The sequence below is a fragment of the Marinobacter sp. UBA3607 genome, from assembly GCF_002375525.1.
Lineage (GTDB): Bacteria > Pseudomonadota > Gammaproteobacteria > Pseudomonadales > Oleiphilaceae > Marinobacter > Marinobacter vinifirmus.
In genome coordinates, this window is record NZ_DFLY01000025.1 from 1 (window position 1) to 22,223 (window position 22,223).

At 58.6% G+C, this 22,223-nt stretch carries 23 protein-coding genes and 1 other RNA gene; 10 read left to right on the top strand and 14 right to left on the bottom strand.

All coding sequences use genetic code 11. From position 1 onward, the window contains the following. Nucleotides 1-80 precede the first annotated feature (80 nt). The 4 genes from dapB to grpE all read right to left on the bottom strand — a co-directional run bounded on the left by dapB (nucleotide 81) and on the right by grpE (nucleotide 4,720). Nucleotides 81-884: a 4-hydroxy-tetrahydrodipicolinate reductase gene (gene dapB / locus B2589_RS09305; protein ID WP_232903155.1), complete on the bottom strand. Its 804-nt coding sequence runs from the start codon at nucleotides 882-884 to the stop codon at nucleotides 81-83. Between the two features lie 11 nt (nucleotides 885-895). Further along, on the bottom strand, nucleotides 896-2,023 hold the full coding sequence (gene dnaJ / locus B2589_RS09310; RefSeq protein ID WP_286816380.1) for a molecular chaperone DnaJ: 1,128 nt from the start codon (nucleotides 2,021-2,023) through the stop codon (nucleotides 896-898). A gap of 78 nt (nucleotides 2,024-2,101) precedes the next feature. Next, a complete protein-coding gene (gene dnaK / locus B2589_RS09315) occupies nucleotides 2,102-4,021 on the bottom strand; it encodes a molecular chaperone DnaK (RefSeq protein ID WP_058341805.1) in 1,920 nt (639 codons plus the stop codon). Between the two features lie 120 nt (nucleotides 4,022-4,141). Continuing rightward, complete coding sequence (grpE, locus tag B2589_RS09320; protein WP_273133670.1) at nucleotides 4,142-4,720, bottom strand: nucleotide exchange factor GrpE; 579 nt, start codon at nucleotides 4,718-4,720, stop codon at nucleotides 4,142-4,144. A 263-nt stretch (nucleotides 4,721-4,983) separates the two neighbouring features. Between grpE and recN the strand changes: the two genes are divergently transcribed. Next, a complete protein-coding gene (gene recN, locus B2589_RS09325) occupies nucleotides 4,984-6,663 on the top strand; it encodes a DNA repair protein RecN (protein WP_286816381.1) in 1,680 nt (559 codons plus the stop codon). A 64-nt stretch (nucleotides 6,664-6,727) separates the two neighbouring features. Here the strand turns inward: recN and fur are convergent, their stop codons facing one another. Continuing rightward, nucleotides 6,728-7,147, bottom strand: a complete 420-nt coding sequence (fur, locus tag B2589_RS09330; protein WP_286816382.1) for a ferric iron uptake transcriptional regulator — start codon at nucleotides 7,145-7,147, stop codon at nucleotides 6,728-6,730. Between the two features lie 123 nt (nucleotides 7,148-7,270). Here fur and B2589_RS09335 point away from each other — a divergent pair, with 123 nt between their 5' ends. Next, nucleotides 7,271-7,603, top strand: a complete 333-nt coding sequence (locus B2589_RS09335) for an outer membrane protein assembly factor BamE (RefSeq protein WP_058341809.1) — start codon at nucleotides 7,271-7,273, stop codon at nucleotides 7,601-7,603. 3 nt (nucleotides 7,604-7,606) lie between these two features. On the opposite strand, the gene B2589_RS09340 is transcribed toward B2589_RS09335, so the two are convergent. From B2589_RS09340 to B2589_RS09350, 3 genes are all read right to left on the bottom strand, one after another. Then, nucleotides 7,607-7,885 (bottom strand): RnfH family protein, encoded by a 279-nt coding sequence (locus B2589_RS09340; protein WP_286816383.1) that lies wholly within the window; start codon nucleotides 7,883-7,885, stop codon nucleotides 7,607-7,609. Continuing rightward, on the bottom strand, nucleotides 7,885-8,331 hold the full coding sequence (locus tag B2589_RS09345) for a type II toxin-antitoxin system RatA family toxin (protein ID WP_022988314.1): 447 nt from the start codon (nucleotides 8,329-8,331) through the stop codon (nucleotides 7,885-7,887). The genes B2589_RS09340 and B2589_RS09345 overlap by 1 nt, the downstream gene beginning before the upstream one ends. Before the next feature lie 64 nt (nucleotides 8,332-8,395). Further along, nucleotides 8,396-9,892 (bottom strand): sodium-dependent transporter, encoded by a 1,497-nt coding sequence (locus B2589_RS09350; protein ID WP_286816384.1) that lies wholly within the window; start codon nucleotides 9,890-9,892, stop codon nucleotides 8,396-8,398. A 179-nt stretch (nucleotides 9,893-10,071) separates the two neighbouring features. Between B2589_RS09350 and smpB the strand changes: the two genes are divergently transcribed. The 6 genes from smpB (at nucleotide 10,072) to B2589_RS09380 (ending at nucleotide 13,917) form a co-directional block, all read left to right on the top strand. Then, nucleotides 10,072-10,554, top strand: coding sequence for an SsrA-binding protein SmpB (gene smpB / locus B2589_RS09355; protein ID WP_022988316.1), 483 nt, complete (start codon nucleotides 10,072-10,074; stop codon nucleotides 10,552-10,554). A 22-nt stretch (nucleotides 10,555-10,576) separates the two neighbouring features. Beyond that, nucleotides 10,577-11,998: a WS/DGAT/MGAT family O-acyltransferase gene (locus tag B2589_RS09360; RefSeq protein ID WP_286816385.1), complete on the top strand. Its 1,422-nt coding sequence runs from the start codon at nucleotides 10,577-10,579 to the stop codon at nucleotides 11,996-11,998. A gap of 82 nt (nucleotides 11,999-12,080) precedes the next feature. Next, nucleotides 12,081-12,445: a transfer-messenger RNA gene (gene ssrA / locus B2589_RS09365) on the top strand. 237 nt (nucleotides 12,446-12,682) lie between these two features. Then, nucleotides 12,683-12,973, top strand: a complete 291-nt coding sequence (locus B2589_RS09370; RefSeq protein ID WP_094625467.1) for a type II toxin-antitoxin system Phd/YefM family antitoxin — start codon at nucleotides 12,683-12,685, stop codon at nucleotides 12,971-12,973. Then, nucleotides 12,918-13,184, top strand: a complete 267-nt coding sequence (locus tag B2589_RS09375) for a type II toxin-antitoxin system RelE family toxin (RefSeq protein ID WP_094625466.1) — start codon at nucleotides 12,918-12,920, stop codon at nucleotides 13,182-13,184. The genes B2589_RS09370 and B2589_RS09375 overlap by 56 nt, the downstream gene beginning before the upstream one ends. A 487-nt stretch (nucleotides 13,185-13,671) precedes the next feature. Beyond that, nucleotides 13,672-13,917, top strand: a complete 246-nt coding sequence (locus B2589_RS09380; RefSeq protein ID WP_022988318.1) for a peptidoglycan-associated lipoprotein — start codon at nucleotides 13,672-13,674, stop codon at nucleotides 13,915-13,917. A 90-nt stretch (nucleotides 13,918-14,007) separates the two neighbouring features. On the opposite strand, the gene B2589_RS09385 is transcribed toward B2589_RS09380, so the two are convergent. Further along, nucleotides 14,008-15,678 carry an acetolactate synthase large subunit gene (locus B2589_RS09385; protein WP_286816387.1) on the bottom strand — a complete coding sequence of 557 codons (1,671 nt, stop codon included), beginning with the start codon at nucleotides 15,676-15,678 and terminating at the stop codon, nucleotides 14,008-14,010. A 158-nt stretch (nucleotides 15,679-15,836) separates the two neighbouring features. Next, nucleotides 15,837-17,318, bottom strand: a complete 1,482-nt coding sequence (gene mqo, locus B2589_RS09390) for a malate dehydrogenase (quinone) (protein ID WP_286816389.1) — start codon at nucleotides 17,316-17,318, stop codon at nucleotides 15,837-15,839. A 404-nt stretch (nucleotides 17,319-17,722) separates the two neighbouring features. On the opposite strand from mqo, the gene B2589_RS09395 reads away from it, so the two are divergent. Beyond that, nucleotides 17,723-18,697 carry a calcium/sodium antiporter gene (locus tag B2589_RS09395; protein ID WP_208618783.1) on the top strand — a complete coding sequence of 325 codons (975 nt, stop codon included), beginning with the start codon at nucleotides 17,723-17,725 and terminating at the stop codon, nucleotides 18,695-18,697. A gap of 28 nt (nucleotides 18,698-18,725) precedes the next feature. On the opposite strand, the gene B2589_RS09400 is transcribed toward B2589_RS09395, so the two are convergent. The 3 genes from B2589_RS09400 to msrA are packed head-to-tail and all read right to left on the bottom strand — an operon-like array spanning nucleotide 18,726 to nucleotide 20,582. Then, the gene (locus B2589_RS09400) at nucleotides 18,726-19,490 is read right to left on the bottom strand and encodes a lysophospholipid acyltransferase family protein (RefSeq protein ID WP_286816390.1); all 765 of its coding nucleotides are present in this window, start codon (nucleotides 19,488-19,490) and stop codon (nucleotides 18,726-18,728) included. Beyond that, nucleotides 19,487-19,921: a peptide-methionine (R)-S-oxide reductase MsrB gene (gene msrB, locus B2589_RS09405; protein WP_058341826.1), complete on the bottom strand. Its 435-nt coding sequence runs from the start codon at nucleotides 19,919-19,921 to the stop codon at nucleotides 19,487-19,489. Before msrB ends, B2589_RS09400 begins: the two co-directional genes overlap by 4 nt. Nucleotides 19,922-19,931: 10 nt before the next feature. Beyond that, entirely contained in the window at nucleotides 19,932-20,582 is a 651-nt protein-coding gene (gene msrA, locus B2589_RS09410) for a peptide-methionine (S)-S-oxide reductase MsrA (RefSeq protein ID WP_199458140.1), read from the bottom strand. 173 nt (nucleotides 20,583-20,755) lie between these two features. Here msrA and B2589_RS09415 point away from each other — a divergent pair, with 173 nt between their 5' ends. Beyond that, nucleotides 20,756-21,730 carry a metallophosphoesterase gene (locus B2589_RS09415; RefSeq protein ID WP_058341828.1) on the top strand — a complete coding sequence of 325 codons (975 nt, stop codon included), beginning with the start codon at nucleotides 20,756-20,758 and terminating at the stop codon, nucleotides 21,728-21,730. Nucleotides 21,731-21,735: 5 nt separating this feature from the next. Here the strand turns inward: B2589_RS09415 and B2589_RS09420 are convergent, their stop codons facing one another. Continuing rightward, nucleotides 21,736-22,218 (bottom strand): CDP-archaeol synthase, encoded by a 483-nt coding sequence (locus tag B2589_RS09420; protein WP_094625461.1) that lies wholly within the window; start codon nucleotides 22,216-22,218, stop codon nucleotides 21,736-21,738. Nucleotides 22,219-22,223 lie beyond the last annotated feature (5 nt).

Genomic DNA, 22,223 nt, shown 5'->3' on the forward strand with positions numbered 1-22,223 from the left:
AGCGGGGAGGAGACCATATATGGTTTCCGTGGCACAAAACCTTTTCTTTTCGTGTTCTTTCGTGGATTTAGTGGCAAAAATCAGCCTTTAAGGCCCAAAACATCCTGCATGTCATACAAACCAGCCGCCTTACCCTCAAGCCACAAAGCAGCCCGCATAGCACCTTTGGCAAAGGTCATCCGGCTACTGGCCTTATGGGTAATCTCGATGCGCTCGCCTTCGGTGGCGAACAGCACGGTGTGGTCGCCTACCACGTCCCCGGCACGGATGGTTTCGAAACCGATTTCCTTGCGGGTGCGTTCGCCGGTGAAGCCTTCGCGGCCGTACACTGCACACTCTTTCAGGTCGCGGCCCAGGGCGTCAGCCACGACTTCGCCCATACGCAGGGCTGTGCCGGAGGGGGCGTCTTTTTTGTGGCGGTGGTGGGCTTCGATGATTTCCACGTCGTAGTCGTCGCCCAGGGTCGCAGCGGCGGTGCGCAGGAGGTTGAGGACGACGTTAACGCCCACGCTCATGTTGGGAGCGAAGACGACCGGGGTGGATTCAGCGGCCAGGGCGAGCTGTTCTTTTTCGGCGTCGGTCATGCCGGTGGTGCCGATGACCAGCATCTTGCCGTTAGCGCTGCAGAACTTGGCGTTTTCCAGGGTTAGATCCGGGAAGGTGAAGTCCACCAGTACGTCGAAGTCGTCTTTGACGTCGTCCAGGCTGCCAGCCATTTTTACGCCGGTTTTGCCAACGCTGGTCATTTCGCCGGCGTCGGCGCCGATCAGGCTGCTGCCCGGCTCGACGATGGCGGCGCCGAGTTCAAGGCCCTCGGTGCCGTCTACCGCTTCGATCAGTACCTTGCCCATGCGCCCGGCGGCGCCAATGATTGCTACCCGCATCTGTTCTGCCCTCAGAATTTCATTTCGTCGAAGAAGTTTTTCACACCCTCAAACCAGGAGGTTTTCTTCGGAGCATGATGGGTGCCGTTGCTGCCGTCCAGCGTTTGCTGGAATTCTTCCAGCAGTTCTTTCTGGCGCTTGGTCAGTTTCACCGGGGTTTCCACCATCACCCGGCACAGCATGTCGCCGGCAGGGCCACCACGCACCGGGCTAACGCCTTTGTTGCGCAGGCGGAAAAGCTTGCCGGTCTGGGTTTCGGCCGGGATTTTCAGTTTCACGCGGCCATCCAGCGTAGGCACTTCCAGCTCACCACCCAGGGCAGCATCCACGATGCTGATGGGCACTTCGCAGTACAGGTTGCGGCCGTCGCGGGTGAAGATGGAGTGTTCACGCACAGCCACCTGAACGTACAGGTCGCCTGGCGGGCCACCATCTACGCCCATTTCCCCTTCGCCAGACAGGCGGATGCGGTCGCCGGTATCCACGCCGGGCGGCACTTTGACCGACAGGGTTTTGTCCTGGCGAACACGACCCTGACCGTGGCAGGCCTTGCAGGGATCCTTGATGATCTGGCCAGAGCCACGGCATGTCGGACAGGCCTGCTGCACGGTGAAGAAGCCCTGCTGCATGCGTACCTGACCCATGCCCTGACAGGTGCCACAGGTTTCCGGCCGGGAGCCTTTCTCGGCGCCACTGCCTTCACAGACGTCACATTCCTTGTGGCCCGGAATCTTGATTTCGACGGACTTGCCCTTAACGGCTTCTTCAAGGTCCAGCTCCAGGGTGTAGCGCAGGTCTGAGCCACGGGTATTGCGGCCACGACCGCCACCACCACCGAAGATATCGCCAAACACGTCTCCGAAGATGTCGGAGAAGCTGCCGCCACCGCCGAAGCCACCGGCACCGGCCTGGCCGTCTACACCGGCATGACCGAACTGGTCATACGCAGCACGCTTGCCGGAGTCAGCGAGCACCTCGTAGGCTTCGGTGGCCTCTTTGAATTTACTGTCGGCATCCTGGTCATCCGGGTTACGGTCTGGATGGTATTTCATCGCGAGCTTCCGATATGCCCGCTTTATTTCCTTCTCATCCGCTCCCCGGGCAACCCCGAGTACTTCGTAATAATCGCGCTTGGCCATACTTCAAAACCCTGTTGCTATAACGCGGAAAACGCGGGGCTACCCCCGCGTTTTCCAACTGCCTGATGTACTTCGGATTTACTTCTTGTCGTCGTCTTTGACTTCTTCGAACTCGGCATCAACCGCGTCGTCTGCAGCTTGGGCACCTTCCTGCCCGTCGGCCTGCTGCGCCTGGTCAGCCTGATCCGCGTACATTTTCTGGGCCAGCTCGGAAGAGACTTCAGTCAGCTTCTGGGTCTTGGCTTCGATATCTTCCTTATCGGTGCCCTTCAGAGCTTCTTCGAGGTCCTTGATGGCGCCTTCGATGGACTCTTTCTCAGCCTCGGTGACTTTGTCGCCGGCTTCGGTCAGGGTCTTGCGTACAGCGTGAACCATGGCGTCGCCCTGGTTACGAGCCTGTACCAGCTCTTCGAACTTGCGATCTTCCTCGGCGTTGGCCTCGGCATCGCGCACCATTTTCTCGATTTCGTCATCGTTCAGGCCGGAAGAGGCCTTGATTACGATGGACTGCTCTTTACCGGTCGCCTTGTCTTTGGCAGACACGTTCAGGATACCGTTGGCATCGATGTCGAAAGTCACTTCGATCTGCGGTACACCGCGGGGTGCCGGCGGAATGTCGGCCAGGTCGAAACGACCCAGTGACTTGTTCTGTGCCGCCTGCTTACGCTCACCCTGAACAACGTGGATGGTTACCGCAGTCTGGTTGTCGTCCGCTGTGGAGAAGGTCTGCGATTTCTTGGTCGGAATCGTGGTGTTCTTCTCGATCAGCGGAGTGGCCACACCACCCATGGTTTCGATACCCAGGGTCAGCGGGGTGACGTCCAGCAGCAGTACGTCTTTCACGTCGCCAGACAGTACCGCACCCTGAATGGCAGCACCCATGGCTACGGCTTCGTCCGGGTTTACGTCTTTGCGCGGCTCTTTGCCGAAGAATTCCTTAACCTTCTCCTGCACCAGCGGCATACGGGTCTGACCGCCCACCAGGATAACTTCGTCGATTTCAGAGGCCTTCATGCCAGCGTCCTGCAGAGCCACTTTACAGGGCTCGAGGCTGCGCTGAACCAGCTCTTCTACCAGCGATTCCAGCTTGGCGCGGGTCAGTTTCACGTTCATGTGCTTGGGACCAGACGCATCTGCAGTGATGTACGGCAGGTTTACGTCGGTCTGCTGGCTGCTGGACAGCTCGATCTTGGCCTTTTCGCCGGCTTCCTTCAGGCGCTGCATTGCCAGGGAGTCACCGCGCAGGTCGATGCCGCTGTCTTTCTTGAACTGGTCCGCCAGGTATTCGATGACCTTCATGTCGAAGTCTTCACCACCCAGGAAGGTGTCACCGTTGGTAGCCAGCACTTCAAACTGGTGCTCACCGTCTACGTCGGCAATCTCGATGATGGACAGGTCAAAGGTACCACCGCCCAGATCGTAGACCGCCACGGTACGGTCGCCGCTCTGCTTGTCCATGCCGTAGGCCAGCGCTGCGGCGGTCGGCTCGTTGATGATCCGCTTAACTTCCAGGCCGGCAATCCTGCCTGCATCTTTGGTGGCCTGGCGCTGGCTGTCGTTGAAGTAAGCCGGCACGGTGATAACCGCTTCGGTTACTGTCTCGCCCAGGTAGTCTTCTGCAGTCTTCTTCATTTTCTTGAGGACTTCGGCAGAAACCTGCGGCGGAGCCATCTTCTGGCCTTTCACTTCTACCCAGGCATCGCCATTGTCAGCCTTGGCGATCTTGTACGGCACCATCTTGATGTCTTTCTGAACCACGTCGTCTTCAAAGCGACGACCGATCAGACGCTTGATGGCGTACAGGGTATTTGCCGGGTTGGTGACCGCCTGGCGCTTGGCAGACTGGCCGACCAGTGTTTCGTTATCGTCTGTGTAGGCAATGATGGACGGGGTGGTACGATCACCCTCGGCATTCTCGATTACCTTTACCTTGTCACCATCCATGATGGCCACGCAGGAGTTGGTGGTTCCCAGGTCGATACCAATAATTTTGCTCATCGAATCACTCCAAGATCTTTCTGAATTCTGCTCCGGAGTGAGACCACCCCGGCTGTCGCTGTTTAATCGCTATATTGGCGCTTTCAGCGGCTTTTCAAGCCCCGGCGGCGCCTTTTTTGATCAATTTTCTGCTTTTGCTACTACAACCATGGCCGGACGAACAACACGGCCGTTCAGCAGATAACCCTTCTGCACCACCGCCACCACACTATTGGGCTCGGCGTCCGGGGCCGGCACCATAGACATGGCTTCGTGCTGCTGCGGGTCGAACGGTTCACCCACCGGGTTCACCTGCTCCACGTTGAATTTCTTCAGGCTGCTCATGAACAGGCTGAGGGTCATTTCCGCGCCTTCGCGGATAGAAGCCACCAGTTCGCTGGCGTCTTCCTGCCCTTCCGTGCTTTCCACGGCCTTCTCCAGACTGTCGGCCACCGGCAGCAATTCCTTGACGAATTTTTCCAGCGCAAACTTGTGCGCCTTTTCCACGTCGATCTCGGCCCGGCGGCGCACGTTCTGCATTTCTGCCTGGGAGCGCAACGCCTGGTCCTGGTACTCCTGCAGCTTGGCCTTCAGGGCATCCAGCTCGGAACCCTCCTGCCCCGCCTCGCCAGCTTCCGGCTCGGCATCAGCCTGTTCCGCCTGTGCGGCTTCGTTCAGCTCTTCTTCTACCTGTTCGTTGCGCTTTTCGTCAGCACTCATGACAACTCCTGATGGATTTTCCCAGGGCCCGAAGGCCTGCGGCTGGTTTAAGCCCCGCCCGTTTCAGGGCAGGAAAATACGACTTTGCGAACGGATATGGGGCCCGCCGGGCGGGTTTCAACCTTCCGGGATACATTCTTTACAAATTCGGGGCACAGGTTATTTGCAAACAGAAAAAACCCTGTATATATTCACAGCAACTGTATGGAATCACAGTATTCGAAATTTTCAGAGACAACAGACTCTGAACGGAGGTAATCGGCATGCTTATCCAACTTACGGTCTCGAACTACGCCATTGCTGAACGGGTTGAACTGCAGTTCAGCAAGGGTATGACAGCACTCACCGGCGAAACCGGTGCCGGCAAGTCTATCGTTCTGGATGCCCTGGGCCTGGCCATGGGCGGCCGCGCAGATGCCGGAGCTGTGCGCCACGGGGCCGAGCGTGCCGATATCAACGCCAGTTTCGATATTTCGAGAATTCCGGAAGCCCGGCAATGGCTTGAAGCCCACGAGCTGGATGACAAGGAAGACTGCATCCTGCGCCGCACCATCCGCAAAGACGGCCGCAGCAAGGCATTTATCAACGGTCAGCCCTGCCCGCTGTCCCAGCTCAAAGAACTGGGCGGCCTGCTGATGGACATCCACAGCCAGCACCAGCACCAGTCACTGCTACGCAAAGACACCCACCGCAAACTGCTGGACGAGTTCGCCGGCGCCGAACAACTCGCCGACCAGGCCCGCACCGCCTGGAAAGTCTGGAACGCCACCCGCCAGAAACTGGCACAGCGCCGGCACAATGCCGACGAAGCCGAGGCCAGGCTGCAACTGCTTCGCTACCAGGTAGAGGAACTGGACCGGCTGGCACTGGAAGACGGCGAACAGGAGGCCCTTGAGCAGGAGCAGGCCCAGCTGAGCCAGGCGGATGCAGTACTGCACAGCAGTCACCAGGCAGCCCTGCTCTGCACCGAAGATGACACCAGCGCAGCCGCCCTGGTACGCCAGGCCCTGCAGCAACTGGAGCAACTGCCGCTGGAAGTCCCGGCACTGGCCGATACCCTGCAGATGCTGAACGAAGCACAGATCCAGATTTCCGAAGCCGGCGACAACCTGCGCCGGTTTGTTGACGACTATGAAGCCGACCCGGCGCGGTTAGCCGAGGTGGAAGAACGCCTGAGCGCCATTTACCAGATGGCCCGCAAGCACCGGATTACCCCGGAAGAGTTGCCGGAACTGCACCAGCGCCTGGCTGCAGAACTGGCCGAACTGGACGGCGGCGAAGGCAGCCTGGAACAGCTTGAAGCTGAGCTGGAAAACCTGCGCAAACAATTCGATGAGCTGGCAGCACAGCTGTCTGCCAAACGGGAACAGGCCGCCATGGAACTAGACCAGCGGATTGCCCGGGAACTGGCCCAGCTAAGCATGCCCAACATGCAGTTTGTCACCCACCTGAGCGGCAATACTGACAACGAGCCGGCACCCCATGGCATGGAAGATATCGAATTCCTGGTCAGCGCCAACCCCGGCCAGCCGGCGCGCCCACTGGCCAAGGTGGCCTCCGGCGGTGAATTGTCACGGATCAGCCTGGCCATCCAGGTGGTTGTGGCACAAACCTCCACAACACCCACGCTGGTGTTCGATGAAGTGGACGTAGGTATTGGCGGCGGCACTGCCGAAGTGGTGGGCCGACTGCTGCGGTCACTGGGGGATAACGGCCAGGTACTGTGTGTGACTCACTTGCCGCAGGTGGCCGCCCAGTGCCATCAGCACCTGTTTGTCAGCAAGTTTACTGAGAAAGAAGCGACTTACTCGCGCATTGAGGCACTGGATGACCAGGGCAGGATCAGCGAGGTAGCAAGAATGCTGGGTGGCGTGGACATGACCGAGCACACCATTGCCCATGCCCGGGAGATGTTCGTAAAGGGCCAGGCGACCCATCACTGAAATCCCCTCTCGATTCGGAGAGCTTCGGGGCCGGCACTTGCTGGCCCCTTTTTTTATCGTTTGATTACTTCTTGCCGGAGTTCAGAGGTTTTACGTACAGGATCAGGCTGTGATCGACAATCTCGTAGCCGTGTTCTGCCGCAATCTTCTGCTGACGCTCTTCGATGATCTCGTCCACAAACTCGATCACTTCACCGGTCTGGGTGCAGACCATGTGGTCGTGGTGATCGTCACCGGCCATTTCGAACACCGCATGGCCGCCTTCAAAGTTGTGGCGCAATACCAGGCCAGCTGTCTCAAACTGGGTCAGCACCCGGTAAACGGTCGCAAGGCCCACATCGTCACCCTGATCGAGCAACTTCTTGTAGACGTCTTCAGCACTCAGGTGATGCTCCTTGGCGTTCTCCAGAATATTGAAGATTTTCACCCTGGGCAGAGTAACCTTAAGACCGACTTTTCGTAATTCGGCGTTTTCAGATGGCATGCTACTATTCACTCGTTGGTGTGCCTTACGGCTTCCGGTATGATGAAGCCGCCGTTCAACGGTTAAACCCGTTTCACACCTGCCAAAGGCAGGCGATTTCAAGATAGAGGATTTCCCCTGGCGATGCAAAAGCTCACCGCTATCATTCTTATTGGCATTTTATCCTTGTCAGGCTGCGTCTTCCCCGGCGTTTACAAGATCAACGTACAGCAGGGAAACATTGTTACCGACGAAGAGCTGACTGAACTCTCCGAAGGCATGCCACGCAGCCAGGTACACGCGGTACTGGGCAGCCCGCTGATGCTGAACCCGGTCGATCCTTCCAGGGAATACTACGTGTACACCTTCCAGCGCCGGGGTGGTGACATCGAAGAACAACGCATCATCGTTTACTACAACGGCGACCAGTACAGCCACTACGAAGCCCAGCTGCTGGAAGAAACCCCGGCCTACTAAGCTTCAGGCTTTCTTCTTGGCCCGGTTCAGGCGCGCCTGTTTCGGGTCTATCTTGAGCGGCCGGTAAAGCTCTACCCGGTCGCCTTCCCGCAACTCGTGGCTGGCCGGATCTTTGATCACCTTGCCGAACACGCCCATATCAATCGTGTCCGGCTCGATTTCCGGAAAGATATCCACAATACCCGAAAGCTTTACCGCCTCCAGCGCCGTAGCGCCCTCCGGAACCTTAACCGGCACAATCTGCTGCTTGTCGGGCCGGGCGTATGCCACCTCTATCTGCATTACACCAATCCTCCGCGATAGATTTCATCCGCGCGACGGCAGAAGGCGTCCACCATGGTGTTGGCAGCCTGGTTGAATACCGGGCCGAAGGTCATTCGGGACAACGAGCCGCCAAATTCAAACTCCAGCGTGAGGATAACCTTACAGGCATTGTCGTCCAGCGACCGGAAATGCCAGCGACCGGTCAAGTTCTTAAGCGGGCCATCCACCAGCTTCATTTCGATGCTTTCGGGCATCAGCAGCTGGTTGCGGGTAGTCAGGCGATGTCGCACACCACCCTTGGCGATTTCCAGTGACGCCATAATCTCGGCATCGGTACGCTCGTGCACTTCCGCCCCGGCGCACCAGGGCAGAAACTCGGGATAACGCGCCACGTCATTGACCAGGTGGAACATGCGTTCGGCCGAATGCATCACCAGCGCGGTTTTATCAATCTGATGAGCCATGTAAAACGGAATTCCTGCGCTTTTTTACTACTACTGACACCAACCGCTGTCACCGGCCGATGGGTCATTCACCATGATACTGGATATCCGGCCCGTTTGGGGCGTTTTCAACAGGTGCCGAAGCTTCAGCAACCGGCGTACCCGGCCCGCACCAGATCGCATCGTTACCGTTATCACAAAGATTGGACAGTGAAAAAATGGTGTACTGGATACCGATCCACAACGCCACAACCGGCAGCACCAGCCGCATCACCCAATACCAGAGCTTGCGGAAAAACGCCGGGGCATCGCCCAGAATCTGCGCACTGTAGCGGCGAGTCAGACACCAGCCGGCGAAGGTGGCAACAAGCATGGCAACCACCGGAATCAGGATGCCGCCGGTCACAAGCTCCAGCCAGCGGTAAACCGTCGCACCCGCCAGCTGATAGTCGGCCCAGACGTTGAAAGAAAACAGCGAGGCCAGGCCCGCCAGCCACACCGCCAGGCCCACACACACCACAGACCAGCCCCTCGGCGCGCCCAGCCATTCCCGCAACCAGCCCACCACGGGCTCCAGCAGGGAGATAGACGTCGCCCAGACAATCAGCACCACCAGCAGGAATACCGCGGTGATCACTACCTGGCTGAACGGCACCTGGGCCAGTGCCACCGGCAGCGAGACAAACAACAGGCTGAAGCCTCGCTCGCCATCCAGGCTGGTGCCGTCAAGCGCAATGGAAAACATCATCACACCGGCAACGATTGCCACCAGGGTATCCATCAGCACCACCGCCAGAACGGATCGTTTCAGGCGGGTTTCCGCCGTGGTGTAGGCACCAAAGATCGCCCATACCCCGACCCCGAGCCCCAGGGTGTAAAAGGCATGGAAGAAGGCTGCCTTGATGCTGTCGAGGCTTAACTGTTCCGGCCGGAAGGTCAGAATGTGATCAACCCCGGATTCCAGCCGCCCATGCCCGGCGGACAGGGCAAACAACATCGCCAGCAACACTAACGTGCAAGGCACAACAATGCGCAGCGAACGCTCCAATCCCTTCACGACACCCCGTGCCGACACCGCCAGTACCAGTAGCAGGAAGAACCCGTGCCAGGCCATAAACTCCCGGTAACGCTCCGGGCTTGAAACCAGCTCGGTCAGCACCGCCGAAGCGGAAGTTGTGGTCGCACTGCTGAACTGGCCGGAAGCACCGGCAAACACATAGGCCAGCACAATGCCGCCAAACACTGCGGTAAATGACAGTACCAGGAAGGCTGCAATCACACTCAGGGGACCGGTCAGGTGCCACAAGCGGTGGCTGCCGGCGTTGCGCACAAAGCCATCCATGGCCAGCACGATCCCGTGCCGGGAGTGCCGCCCGAACACCGCCTCTGTCACCATCAGTGGCAAAGCCACCAGCAACAGGCACGCCAGGTACAACAGGATAAACAGACCGCCACCGTGAATACTGGCCAGGTAGGGAAACTGCCACAGGTTGGCAAGGCCCACGGTTGCACCAACCGAGGCCCAGAAGAAGCTGGATTTTCGGGTAAACGACCCTATGGATGTCTGGTACTTGTGCGGCATTCCGGCCCCTGAAAAGCTATGGCCGCTTATTGTAGCCGATACCGGTGGCGGCAAACGACCATTGTGGCACCCCGGCGGCGAAATCGTGACCCGTCTGGCAGACCTGAGCTACAATGCCCGCTTTGCCGGCCCTCTGTTAACCGCCGGCCAAGTCATTCTTCCGATCCCGGACAGGATTCATGAGCAAGAAGAAAGCAAGCGGACCAACCAGTAACACCATTGCCCTGAACAAGAAGGCAAAGCACGAATACCACATCGAGGAACGCTTCGAAGCGGGCCTGGCCCTGCTTGGCTGGGAAGTGAAGTCTCTGCGTGCCGGCAAGGCGCAACTGGTGGATGCCTATGTCCTGCTCAAAGACGGCGAAGCCTGGCTGCTTGGCGCCCACATTACGCCGCTCAACACGGCGTCTACCCATGTGATTGCCGACCCCACCCGCACCCGGAAACTGCTGCTGCACGCCAAGGAAATTGCAAAGATTATCGGCCAGGTCAACCAGGCCGGGCACACATGTATCCCGCTGGCGCTATACTGGAAAGGCAACAAAGTGAAGTGCGAGATCGCCCTGGTAAAAGGCAAGAAGCTGTTCGACAAGCGGGCGACAGAAAAAGAGCGGGACTGGAACCGGCAGAAGCAGCGAATTATGCGCGAAGCCAACACCTGAGGCTGAGACACAAGGAGGGGGTATGTCACCACAACGGGCAGCCATGTCGTCGGTAGACCGGTCCTGGCTGCGCATGGACACCCCGGAAAACCCCATGATGATTTCGGCGGTATTGATGTTCGAAAAGCCGATCGACATCAATCGCCTGAAGCGCACCCTGGAGGAGCGCTTCCTTAAGTTCCGGCGCTTCCGCCAGCGCATCGTAGACAAAGGCGACAGGGTTTACTGGGAAGACGATCCGCTGTTCGATCTCGACAACCACCTGCACCGCATTGCCCTGCCCGGCAAAGCCGGCAAAGATGAACTCCAGGCGCTGGCCAGCGACTTCAACAGCAGCGCCCTGGATTTCCGGCGCCCGCTCTGGCAAATCCACTATATCGACAATTTTAACGGCGGCTGCGCGCTGCTGGTGCGCATTCACCACTGCATAGCAGACGGCATCTCCCTGGTTCGGGTACTGCTTTCCCTTACGGATAAATCCCCCGAAGCCAGGCTGAAAAAAATCTCCAGCAAACCGAAACCTGCCAAAAAACCGGAAGGCACGGCCGCCTCCCGCTTCCTGCACCGCTTGGTAGACAGCAGCCAGGCAGGATGGCAGCAGGCGAGACTGCTCCTGGATTCCGTCCGTGAAGAACCCAACTACCCGCTCAAGCTCGCCACCACGGCCGGCGGCATTGCTGCGGACCTGGTAAAACTCGGGCTGGCTCCCTTCGAACCAAAAACCAGCCTGAAACAACAACTGGTTGGCCGCAAACAGGTCGCCTGGGCCGAACCGCTCGACCTTGATGACGTCAAAGCCTGCGCCAAAATACTCGGCGGCACCGTTAACGATGTTTTGTTGTGCGCCGCCACCGGTGCCCTGAGCCGGCACTTCACCGAACAACACCAGACCATCCCGGACTGCGGCATTCGGGTAGCGGTGCCTTTCAACCTTCGCCCGCTGGACCAGCCGATCGAGACCCTGGGCAACCAGTTCGGCCTGGTACTGGTGGGCCTGCCCGTTGAAGTTACCGACCCTCTCATGTGCTTCCGCCAGGTGCAGGAAAACATGAACCGGCTAAAGCGTTCCTACCAAGCCCAGGTCACCTACAGCCTGCTTGATCTGTTCGGTCGCGGCCCCGATATCCTGGAACGACGGGCACTGGACCTGCTCAGCAACAAAGCCTCTGCGGTACTGACCAACGTGCCCGGCCCCCGACACGCTGTGTACCTGGCCGGCAGCAAACTGGTTCAGCCCATGTTCTGGGTACCTCAAAGCGGCAACATCGGCATTGGCATGAGCATTTTCAGCTACGCCGGCACCGTACAGTTCGGAATTACCATCGACAAAGGCATCCCGGCAGACCCGGTTGCAGTGATGGAATACTTCCGCGACAGCTTCCGGAATCTGTACCAGGCCGCAAAGGCCAAGGGCTCGACAGGGGATCTTCGCGCTGCGTCGTGATACGGATAGGTACAAATAACCGCCACGATAGTGAAACACCCCTTGAAGTATCGGGAGCCGCCCACATATACTCCAAGTAAGAGGGGACGACATGGCTTCGACGCTGGTGGCGAACCCTTGGGTGCATGTCGAGATGGCAGCCAATCTCGTTAATCCAAAGCTGCAACGCAATAGTCGCAAACGACGAAAACTACGCACTAGCAGCGTAAGCTGCTAGTCGTCCTGACCGGGTCGCCCGTAGCTCGGAAGCAACATCTCAGGACGTCATCGCTTACGGGATGCTCCTTTATCCAGAGCTCACTGGCTAAAGGCTAAGATTTAAAGAGCTCGCCTCTTGCACCCTGGCCTTCGGGTCGCTTGAGGTTAAAACAATAGAAGGACACTAAGCATGTAGATCTCAAGGCCTAGTGCTGGCGGACGCGGGTTCAATTCCCGCCGTCTCCACCACCTTCAAAGAATTAAGCCCCTGTTTATAGGGGCTTTTTTCGTTTATACCCTCGCATTTTCGTCCTGTGCAAGCCAAAGCATTAAAAAAAGCTCCTTATTTAGATCTTTTTTTCGATCTAATTTTGATATCATGGAACTGTGCCACGGAAATGATGAGGTGCCCTGAATAATCGCATGTGAAGACTAACGATGTTGAACGGGCTACAACGAATGAGTACGGCACGGAGGAAACAATACATGAGAAGCCTATTTGCGAGGCTTGCTGCCACCATTTCGGAGCTCAAGGCTAATCCGAATGAGGTGCTCAACCAGGCTAATGGCGAACCTGTGGTGATTCTGAGTCATAACAAGCCCAGAGCCTATATGGTGCCTGTCGAGACATTCGAGCAGATGCAAGAGCAGCTTGAAGATTACCGGTTACTCCAGGAAGCTCGCAAACGCATGGATGATGAATCAATACCGGTGAGCATCAATGAGCTACGAACTGGAATTCAAGAGAAAAGCGCTCAAGGAATGGAGCAAGCTTAGCCCTACCGTCCAGGCAGAGTTTCTGAAAATTCTGGAACGCCGCCTGGAGAACCCGAGGATCCCTAAGCATAAACTAAAGGGATCTTCGGACTTCTACAAAATCAAACTGCGATCCCAAGGCTTTCGCCTTGTCTATCATGTGGACGACGGGAAAGTGGTTGTCACCGTGATCACAGTTGCCCGTAGAGATACCGTTTATAAGACCTTTTAGGTGTCCACCAAGCGTCAACGCAACGGCGACTTTCTATGGGCCAGCAAATAGATGCGCCACCGGATGCAATCTCCTTCGTCTGTTTCACTTGGCTCCAACACTGAACTGCTAAAGAAATCTTAGCAGTTCAGTTGTTGCAAATTTTGCACATACTGCCAAGACCAGAAGAACTGGAACCATCCGGCATTTCCGGAAAGTTCGATCACGGATTAGACGCATACATACGAAACCGGCAACCACCGAGGATTTCTAGGTAGTTGCTAAATAGGCAACGTTCCCAATGCCTCGAAACGAATTTACACGTACGCAGTCTTTTTTCGTTTCAGCCCCACCAAAACAACCAGCCCAATATTTGCACAACTCCGAACCCTGTGCTTGGATAAAACCGATAGGCCAGTTGGATGGCACAGCCTTTCGCCCCCCATATCCGGCGCACCCACACTGGCTGCCCGGGTATCGAATCCTTGAAAACGGAGTTGGTGTTGTTATGGCTTACGAAACGATAGACGGACAAAAATACGAAAAAGAACTGCTCGATCTGGCCCGCAAGCACACAACCGGGCGTGGTGAAGGCAAGTTATCGAAGGATGAGGTTGCCGATTTATTCGAGTCCGCCCAGGACGGCCCCGGCGTAACCGATACCGAAAAGGCCACGCTGGCCTACATTCGCAAGAGCTTTGAATTTACCGATGCGGCCGCAAAGGACTTTGATGCCGCCTTTGCCAAACTCTAACCATTTTCCACAAAGGCTCCCGGTGCCGGGAGCCTTACCCTGCCCTGAGCAAACTGGCTTCCGCCAGCCGGCATTCGCAGCGACACAACACTAAAGCTGCCGGGTCAGTTCCGCCAGTTCCTCGTCGAACACCCGACGGTTCTCACTGTAATCCACGGGTACATCCACCAGATGCACGCCACCAGCGGCGAGGGCACGTTCCAGGGTGGGGCGCAGATCCTCGGTGCGGACAACCCGGTGACCGGTGACGCCATAGGATTCGGCGTATTTCACAAAGTCCGGATTGCGGTAATCCAGCCCGAAATCCGCCAGCCCTTCCTGGGCTTGCTTCCACTTGATCATGCCGTAGGCGCTGTCGTTGATGATCAGCACCACCAGGTTGAGGTCCAGCCGGACCGCTGTCTCCAGCTCCTGGCTGTTCATCATGAATCCGCCATCGCCGCAGATGGCCATCACCTTCAGGTCCGGGTACAGCATGGATGCCATCATGGCACTGGGCAGTCCGGCGCCCATGGAAGCCAGTGCGTTGTCCAGCAGCACGGTGTTGTTGTCGTAGGCCGGATAGTTACGGGCGAACCAGAGCTTGTACATGCCGTTATCCAGGGCAATGATGCCGTCCTCCGGCACCATTGCCCGTACGTCGTGAACAATGCGCTGGGGAATCACCGGGAAGCGATCATCCTCGGCCTTGTCCCGGAGGTGCCGGTCGACGGCAGCCTTCACTTCCATGAAACAGGTGAAGTCGTGGTTGTGGCAGATGCCACAGTTCTCCGCCATGTACTCGACACTGTTGGCGATGTCCCCGACCACCTCATGCTGGGGGAAGTACACCGGGTCCACGTCGGCCCCGGAGAAGTTCACATGGATGACCTTCTTGCCTCCCGGCTGCATGAAGAACGGCGGCTTCTCCACCACATCGTGACCGACGTTGATCACCAGGTCGGCATGGTCGATGGCCCGGTGCACAAAGTCTCCGGCCGACAGGGCGGCGTTGCCCAGGTAACGGGGATGGCGCTCGTCGACCACGCCCTTGCCCATCTGGGTGGTAAAGAACGGGATGTTGGTGGTGTTCACCAGGTGAATCAGTGCCTGGGAGACCCGCTTACGGTTGGCACCGGCCCCGATCATGATCAGCGGGTGCTTCGCCTCACGGAGCATGTCGCAAGCGATCTCCAGACTCTTCTGGCTGGCCGAGGGGCGCCGGGCATCACTGGGCGCGAAGATGTGGGTGTCCGGTGCCGGCACTTCGGCGGCGATGTCCTCCGGCAGTTCCAGGTGCACGGCGCCGGGGCGCTCCTCGGATGCCAACCGGAACGCTTCCCGGACTTTGGCCGGAATGGTATTGGCGTTGGAGATCTGGCGGGTGTACTTGGTGAGCGGCCGCATCAGGTCCACCACATCGAGGATCTGGAACAGCCCCTGCTTGGAGGATTTGATCGGCTTCTGCCCGGAAATCATCATCATGGGCATACCACCGAGCTGGGCATAGGCCGCGGCCGTGACCAGGTTGGTGGCGCCGGGCCCCAGGGTGGACAGGCAGACCCCGACCCGGCCGGTCAGACGGCCAAAGGTGGCGGCCATGAAACCTGCCGCCTGCTCATGGCGGTTGAGGATCAACCGGATGTCGCTCTTCCGGAGCGCCTCCAGCAGATCCAGGTTCTCCTCGCCCGGTACTGCGAAGATGTACTTTACGCCCTCGTTCTCGAGGGCCCGGACGAACAGTTCTGCGCCATTACGCGGCGTGGCTTGCGCGTTGGTCATACTCTGCTTCCCCGTCAGGCCAATTTGCCTCCGAGCATAGCATTCTTTCCAACGCTGTCGGCAATCAGTCGGTACCGGGAGACTCAGCTTGAAGGCGGACAGCGGGTTATCCCCACTGTCCTCTGCACTTTCGGCGCTGCCGATACTGATTGGTTATATCAAACGAGATTCAGGGTTGAAAGTGTGCGCTCACGCACCTTGTTCAGCAACTGCTCGTCTTCCACCAGGGTCTGGCCGTAAGACGGTACCAGCTCCTTCATGCGCTCCTGCCACTCGGCAGACTGCATCTTCTCGGGGAAACAGCGCTCCAGCACATTCAGCATGGCATTGGCTGCGGTAGACGCGCCCGGTGATGCACCCAGCAGTGCCGCCAGCGAGCCGTCTTTGGCCGCCACGATCTCGGTACCAAACTCCAGCTTGCCACCGCCTTCGGCAGTCTGCTTGATGATCTGCACTCGCTGGCCAGCCATCTGCAGGGCCCAGTCGTCTTCCTGGGCATCCGGGAAGAAGTTGCGCAGGGATTCCACACGGTCAGTGTGGGACTGGAACACTTCGCCGATCAGATACCGGGTCAGGTCCATGTTGCTCTTGCTCACCGACAGCATTGGCCGCAGGTTGGTCGCCCGCACCGAACCAAACAAGTCAAACACCGAACCCTGCTTCAGGAAGCGGGTGGTGAAACCGGCAAACGGCCCGAACAGCAGCGCCGGCTCACCGTTGATGATCCGGGTGTCCAGGTGCGGAACCGACATGGGCGGCGCGCCAATCGGCGCCTTGCCGTAAACCTTGGAATGGTGGGCTTTGACCACATCCGGCTTCTGGCACACCAGCCACTGGCCACTGACCGGGAAACCACCGTAACCACGGGCTTCGTCAATACCGGACTTCTGCAGCAGCGGCAACGCGCCACCACCGGCACCCAGGAATACAAAACCGGCTTCCAGCTTGGTCAGCTCGCCGGTTTTCTGGTTCTTCACCCGGACTTTCCAGCGGCCGTTGTCACGCTGGTCGATGTAGTGCACCGGGCAGCTCAGCATCAGTTCGAAGTTGGGCTGGGTTTCCAGCCACTTCACCATGCTGCGGGTCAGTGAACCGAAGTCCACATCAGAACCGTGCTTGATGCGGGTAGCGGCAACTTTCTGCATCGGGTCCCGATTGCTGACAACCAGTGGCATCCACTCAGCCAGGTCTTCCGGGTTTTCGGTGTATTCCATTTCCCGGAACAGGTGGTGGGCTTTCAGCTTCTGGAAACGGCGCTTGAGGAAGGCAACGTCTTTCTCGCCCCAGACAAAACTCTGGTGCGGCGTGCGGTTAATGAAGGTGGACGGCTCGGGCAGAATGCCCTGCTCTACCAGGTAAGACCAGAACTGCAGGGAAACCTCGAACTGTGCGTTGATCTGCAAAGCCCGGGCAATTTCAACATCGCCGTTTTCGGTTTCGGGAGTGTAGTTAAGTTCGCAGTAGCCGGCATGGCCGGTGCCTGCATTATTCCATCCATCGGTGCTTTCATGGGCAACGTGGTCAAGACGCTCCACCATGACGATGTCCAGGGACGGATCCAGCTGTCTGAGCATCATGCCGAGAGTAGCGCTCATGACGCCCCCTCCGACCAGCACTACGTCTGCCTGTCTTACGGCCATTGGTTTTCACCCTAGCTTAGTGTTGAAGCCTGATGCCACTCCACGATCAGCAAAGCGGCCTGTCGGAAGCCGGTCGGGCGCGAGGTAGGCGGCGCTGCCGTATGCTTCCGGTATGAGATTGAGCGCGATTATCCCGATTTTTATCGGAATAATAAATTGCGATTGTCAATCGACGTGTGTCGGGCAAACTATGTTGTTTGCGACCATTCTCGCCTGTTTTGTTAACAATATCAGCGCCACTTTAGTCTGATACCAGCGAGGGGCCAATGCGGATCACCCCGTATAGCGGTATTTCCGATAGCCCGGGGGCTGACCTGAAACGCCCACTTACTGTATCTTTGTGCGCCAACTGTGACCTCGCCTGCGTAACCTGCGGCGACAACCTGAACTAACGAGGTCTTCCTATGTTGATGGCTATAGGTGCCATTATTGCCGGGCTGGTGTTACTGGTCTGGAGCGCAGACAAATTTGTGGAAGGTGCGGCCGCCACGGCCAAGCATCTGGGCATGCCTACCCTGCTGATTGGCATGGTGATTATCGGCTTCGGCACCTCGGCACCGGAACTGGCGGTCTCCGCCATGGCGGCTTCAGATGGCAACCCGGGATTAGCCCTGGGGAACGGCTACGGTTCGAACATTACCAACATTGCCCTGATTGTCGGCCTGACCGCCATCATCGCGCCCATTGCCGTGCATTCCCAGGTTATCCGCAAGGAACTGCCACTGCTGCTGGTGCTGACCCTGATTGCCGGTGCACAGCTGCTGGACGGCGAACTGTCACGGCTTGATGGCTGGGTGCTGCTGGGTGTTTTTGCGGCCGTTATGGGCTGGTCTATCTACCAGGGTTATCAGGGCAAGGAAGATCCGCTGGCCGGGGACACCGAAACCGAGATGATCGCTCACCCCATGCCCCTGAAAAGCGCCATCATCTGGCTGGTGGTCGGGCTGGTTCTGTTGATTGTCAGCTCCCGGATTCTGGTCTGGGGCGCGGTAACCATCGCCCAGAGCCTGGGCATCAGCGACCTGATTATCGGGTTGACCATCGTCGCGATCGGTACCTCCTTGCCGGAACTGGCATCGGCACTGGCCGCAGTAAAGAAGAACGAGCACGACCTGATCCTTGGCAACATTCTGGGTTCCGGGATTTTCAACACCCTGGCCGTGGTGGGCCTTGCCGCGGCTATTGAGCCACTGTCCGTCGCCCCGGAAGTACTCTACCGCGACTGGACCCTGATGTTCGGGCTGACACTGGCCTTGCTGGTGATGGGCTTCGGCCTGACCGGCTGGCGCAAGCTGATATCAAGGGTAGATGGCGCCCTGTTGCTGCTGGTGTACGTTGGTTACACCGGTTATTTGTTCTCCACCATGGCAGCAAGCTGAACCACTTGCCGTCCGCGAGGCTGGCGCATCAGCCAGCCTCGCCATCCCCCAGTAACTCTTCCAGCCGCTGGCGCACTTCTTCCATGACCCCGGCCAGGTCTTCCTTGGACTTCCCTGCCGTATCGATGGGCGTTCCTACCCGAACATCGACTGGCTGCCCCAGGTTAATCTGCATGCTCCGGGCGGGCAGCACCCGGTGAATACCCCGGATGGCCACAGGAACAATCACCGCTTCGGTGTCCAGCGCCAGGTGGAAACACCCCTTCTTGAAGGGCAGCAAGTTACCATCCGGTGACCGGGTACCTTCAGGCGCCGCCCACAGCACTATCCCGCTCTCCATCATCGCCCGTGCCCGATCCAGGTCACGCACGGCATTTTGCCGGTTGGAACGGTCTATGGACGGAAACTCGGCGGCCGCCATGGCCTGGCCTAACAAAGGGATCTTGAACAGCTCTTTCTTCGCGAGCATACGAATGGAGCCGGGCAGCGAAACAAAGCTGACCGGAATATCGTAGTGACTGGCATGGGTGCTCATGATGATATACCGCCGGCCGTCGTTGAAGTCCGGAACCTCCCCGCGAACGGTCAGGCTGGTTCGTACCAGTTTCAGCAACGCGGCAGACCACTCCCGGCAGTACTTGTCGACAATCCGACGGTCCAGTTTGCCGAACAACGCCCGTAACAACACCAGTAACGAATAAAGCGCCGTCAGCCCCACAGACCCCAGCACCACAGCCGCGCGCCGCAGCAGGGTTGCCGATTCAGTTAACGGGCTCAAGTTCAGTCGTTTCATGCTGAATGCTCTGTCTCCCGGAACACCAGAGACACCGAATTCAGGCAATACCGCTGACCGGTGGGTGGCGGACCATCGGGGAACACATGGCCCTGGTGGCTGTCGCAGCGGGCACAGCGGATCTCGGTTCGCACCATGCCAAAGCTGGTGTCCTCAATGTAGCGGATATGCTCCGGGTCAAACGGCTGGAAGAAGCTCGGCCAGCCTGTGCCGGAATCAAACTTGGCATCGGAGCTGAACAACGGCAGGTCACACAGCCGACAGTGGTATACCCCGGTCTTCTTGTTGTCCAGCAGGGTACCGCAGAACGGGTGCTCGGTGCCGTGGTCCAGCAACACCCGTCGCTCTTCCGCGCTCAGTGCGCTGGCCTTGTCTTCAATGTCCGCTTCGCTCAGCGGGGTCAGGTCATAGCCTGATGCCGATACACTCATTGCATTCTCCTCAGGCCAGGTCCTGGTCGTCCTGGCTGAATTCGGGTTTCAGTCGGTCCGGCCATGCGCTGGCCAGCTTTTCCATCTTCGGGGCGGCTACGGCCATGATATAGGGCTGGTACGGATTACGGGCCGCAAAGTTCTGGTGGTGCGCCTCGGCCGGGTAAAACGCCGTCAGCGGCTCCAGGGTGGTAACCACCGGTGCCGGGTAAACGCCGGACTCATCCAGTTGCCGGATGTAGGCCTGCACCAGCTGCTTCTGGGCATCGGTTTCATAGAATACGGCAGACCGATACTGGCTGCCGATGTCGTTGCCCTGCCGGTTCAGCTGGGTCGGGTCGTGGGCCACCGAGAAAAACACCCGCAGCAGTTCGCCGAAACCGACCTTTTCCGGGTTGTAGTGCACATCTACCACTTCAGCATGGCCGGTGCTGCCGGAACAGACCGCCTCATAATTCGCCGTGTCAGCCGAACCGCCGGCATAGCCGGATTCAACCCGGGTAACTCCGTCGATAGCCAGGAACACCGCTTCCACGCACCAGAAGCAACCACCGGCCAGCACCACATGGGCTTCGCTGCCGGCTTCAGGCAGTTCCTGTTCCGGGGTCGGGAACCGGCTGCGCGGCACATTCAGGCCCGGAATATTGCAGCTTTCGGTCATAGTTTGTCTCCAGTTTCTGGTTGCACAGGTTATACCCGTGTATACGACCACCGATGATAAACAGACACAACCGCAACATGAAATTATGTCAGGGCGGTTGCACATGCCCTGTCAGCCACCATAATGAAAACAGGGGCCAGAGATAAGGCCCCGCTCGGCATCAGGGAACCAGCATGACAGCAAAAGTCCGCGAACCGGAAGATCAGGACGAGCTTCTCCATTACCGCCTAAGCCTTCGGCTGGGGCCGGTACACGCCCGCCAGCGCCTGGGCATAGAGCAGGAATCCGAAGCCCTGGTTCTGGGCCGCGACAAGCGATCATTTCACCTGGAAAACCTCGCCAATGCGCCGGGTTTCATCCGTTTTTGCCTGCAGGCGGTCGGTCTGTTTAACCGGGCCCAGAGCAACAGCCGCAAACTGCGAACCGCCCACAACAGCTTCGTGCTGCCAGACCTGCCCGAGGCCTTTGAAGGTTTCAGGATACTGCACCTGACCGACCTGCACGTGGACATGGACGAGCAGAACCTGCAAGCCGTCATCCGCCAGATTGAACCGCTGGACTACGATCTGTGCGTACTGACCGGCGATTATCGCCAGCGCACCTGGGGCCCGGTAGATGCCGCCCTGGCGGGCATGGAAAAGCTCCGGGAGGCGATCCGGGGAGACACCTACGCGGTGCTGGGCAACCACGACAGCGTGCGCATGGTTCCGGCACTGGAAGACATGGGCTACCGGTTGCTGATGAATGAAATGGTGCCACTGGAACGGGAACAGGCCAGGATTTACCTGGCCGGAGTAGACGACGCCCATTACTACAAAGTGCACAACCTGCACCGGGCCGGCGACGACATTCCCGCAGGCGGTATCAGCCTGCTGCTCAGCCACACGCCTGAAATCTGGCGCGAAGCGGCCCACGCGGGCTATGACATGTTTTTATGCGGCCACACCCACGGGGGGCAGATCTGCCTGCCCGGCGGCATTCCGGTCACCCTCGACTCCGACTGTCCCCGCAGGCTCGGCAAGGGCTCCTGGCAGGTGAACGGTATGCAGGGGTATACCTCGCCGGGGGCGGGAACCTCGGTGCTGAATGTGCGGCTGAACTGCCCGCCGGAAGTGACACTGCATACCCTCACCCGGGGCCCGGCCTGAGGCCCTCAGTGAGGCTGCTTGCGGATACCCAGCCGGAACAGCAGCGGCGACACCACCACGTTGGCAATGGCAAACAGCACAGCCACCGAAACCGCCTGCCATAACGCCAGCGGCAACCAGTACCAGGCCATCAGCATGGGCAACAGGGCTTCCGGCAGCTGATCCAGCCACAGGGCGCGGGAACTGGACACGAGCCCTGCGCGGCGCTTGATAAAACTGCTGAGCAAATCCCCCAGCAACGCCAGCAAGCCGAACAGCGCCCCGAAAATCCAGCCCAGCCCCAGCCAGGCCGCGAATAACAGACAGGACAGCACACCGGAGGCCAGCCCGCGCCAGGTTTTGCTGTGGCCAAACACCGGCCGGCCGTCACGCCATAGCCGGTCACCATCTACCGGCCAGTCCCAGCGATTGTGCAACAGCCGGGCCACCACCACCGGAGATCCATTGGCCAGAACCAGCATGACAAACAACTCCAGCGACAACAGCACGGGTT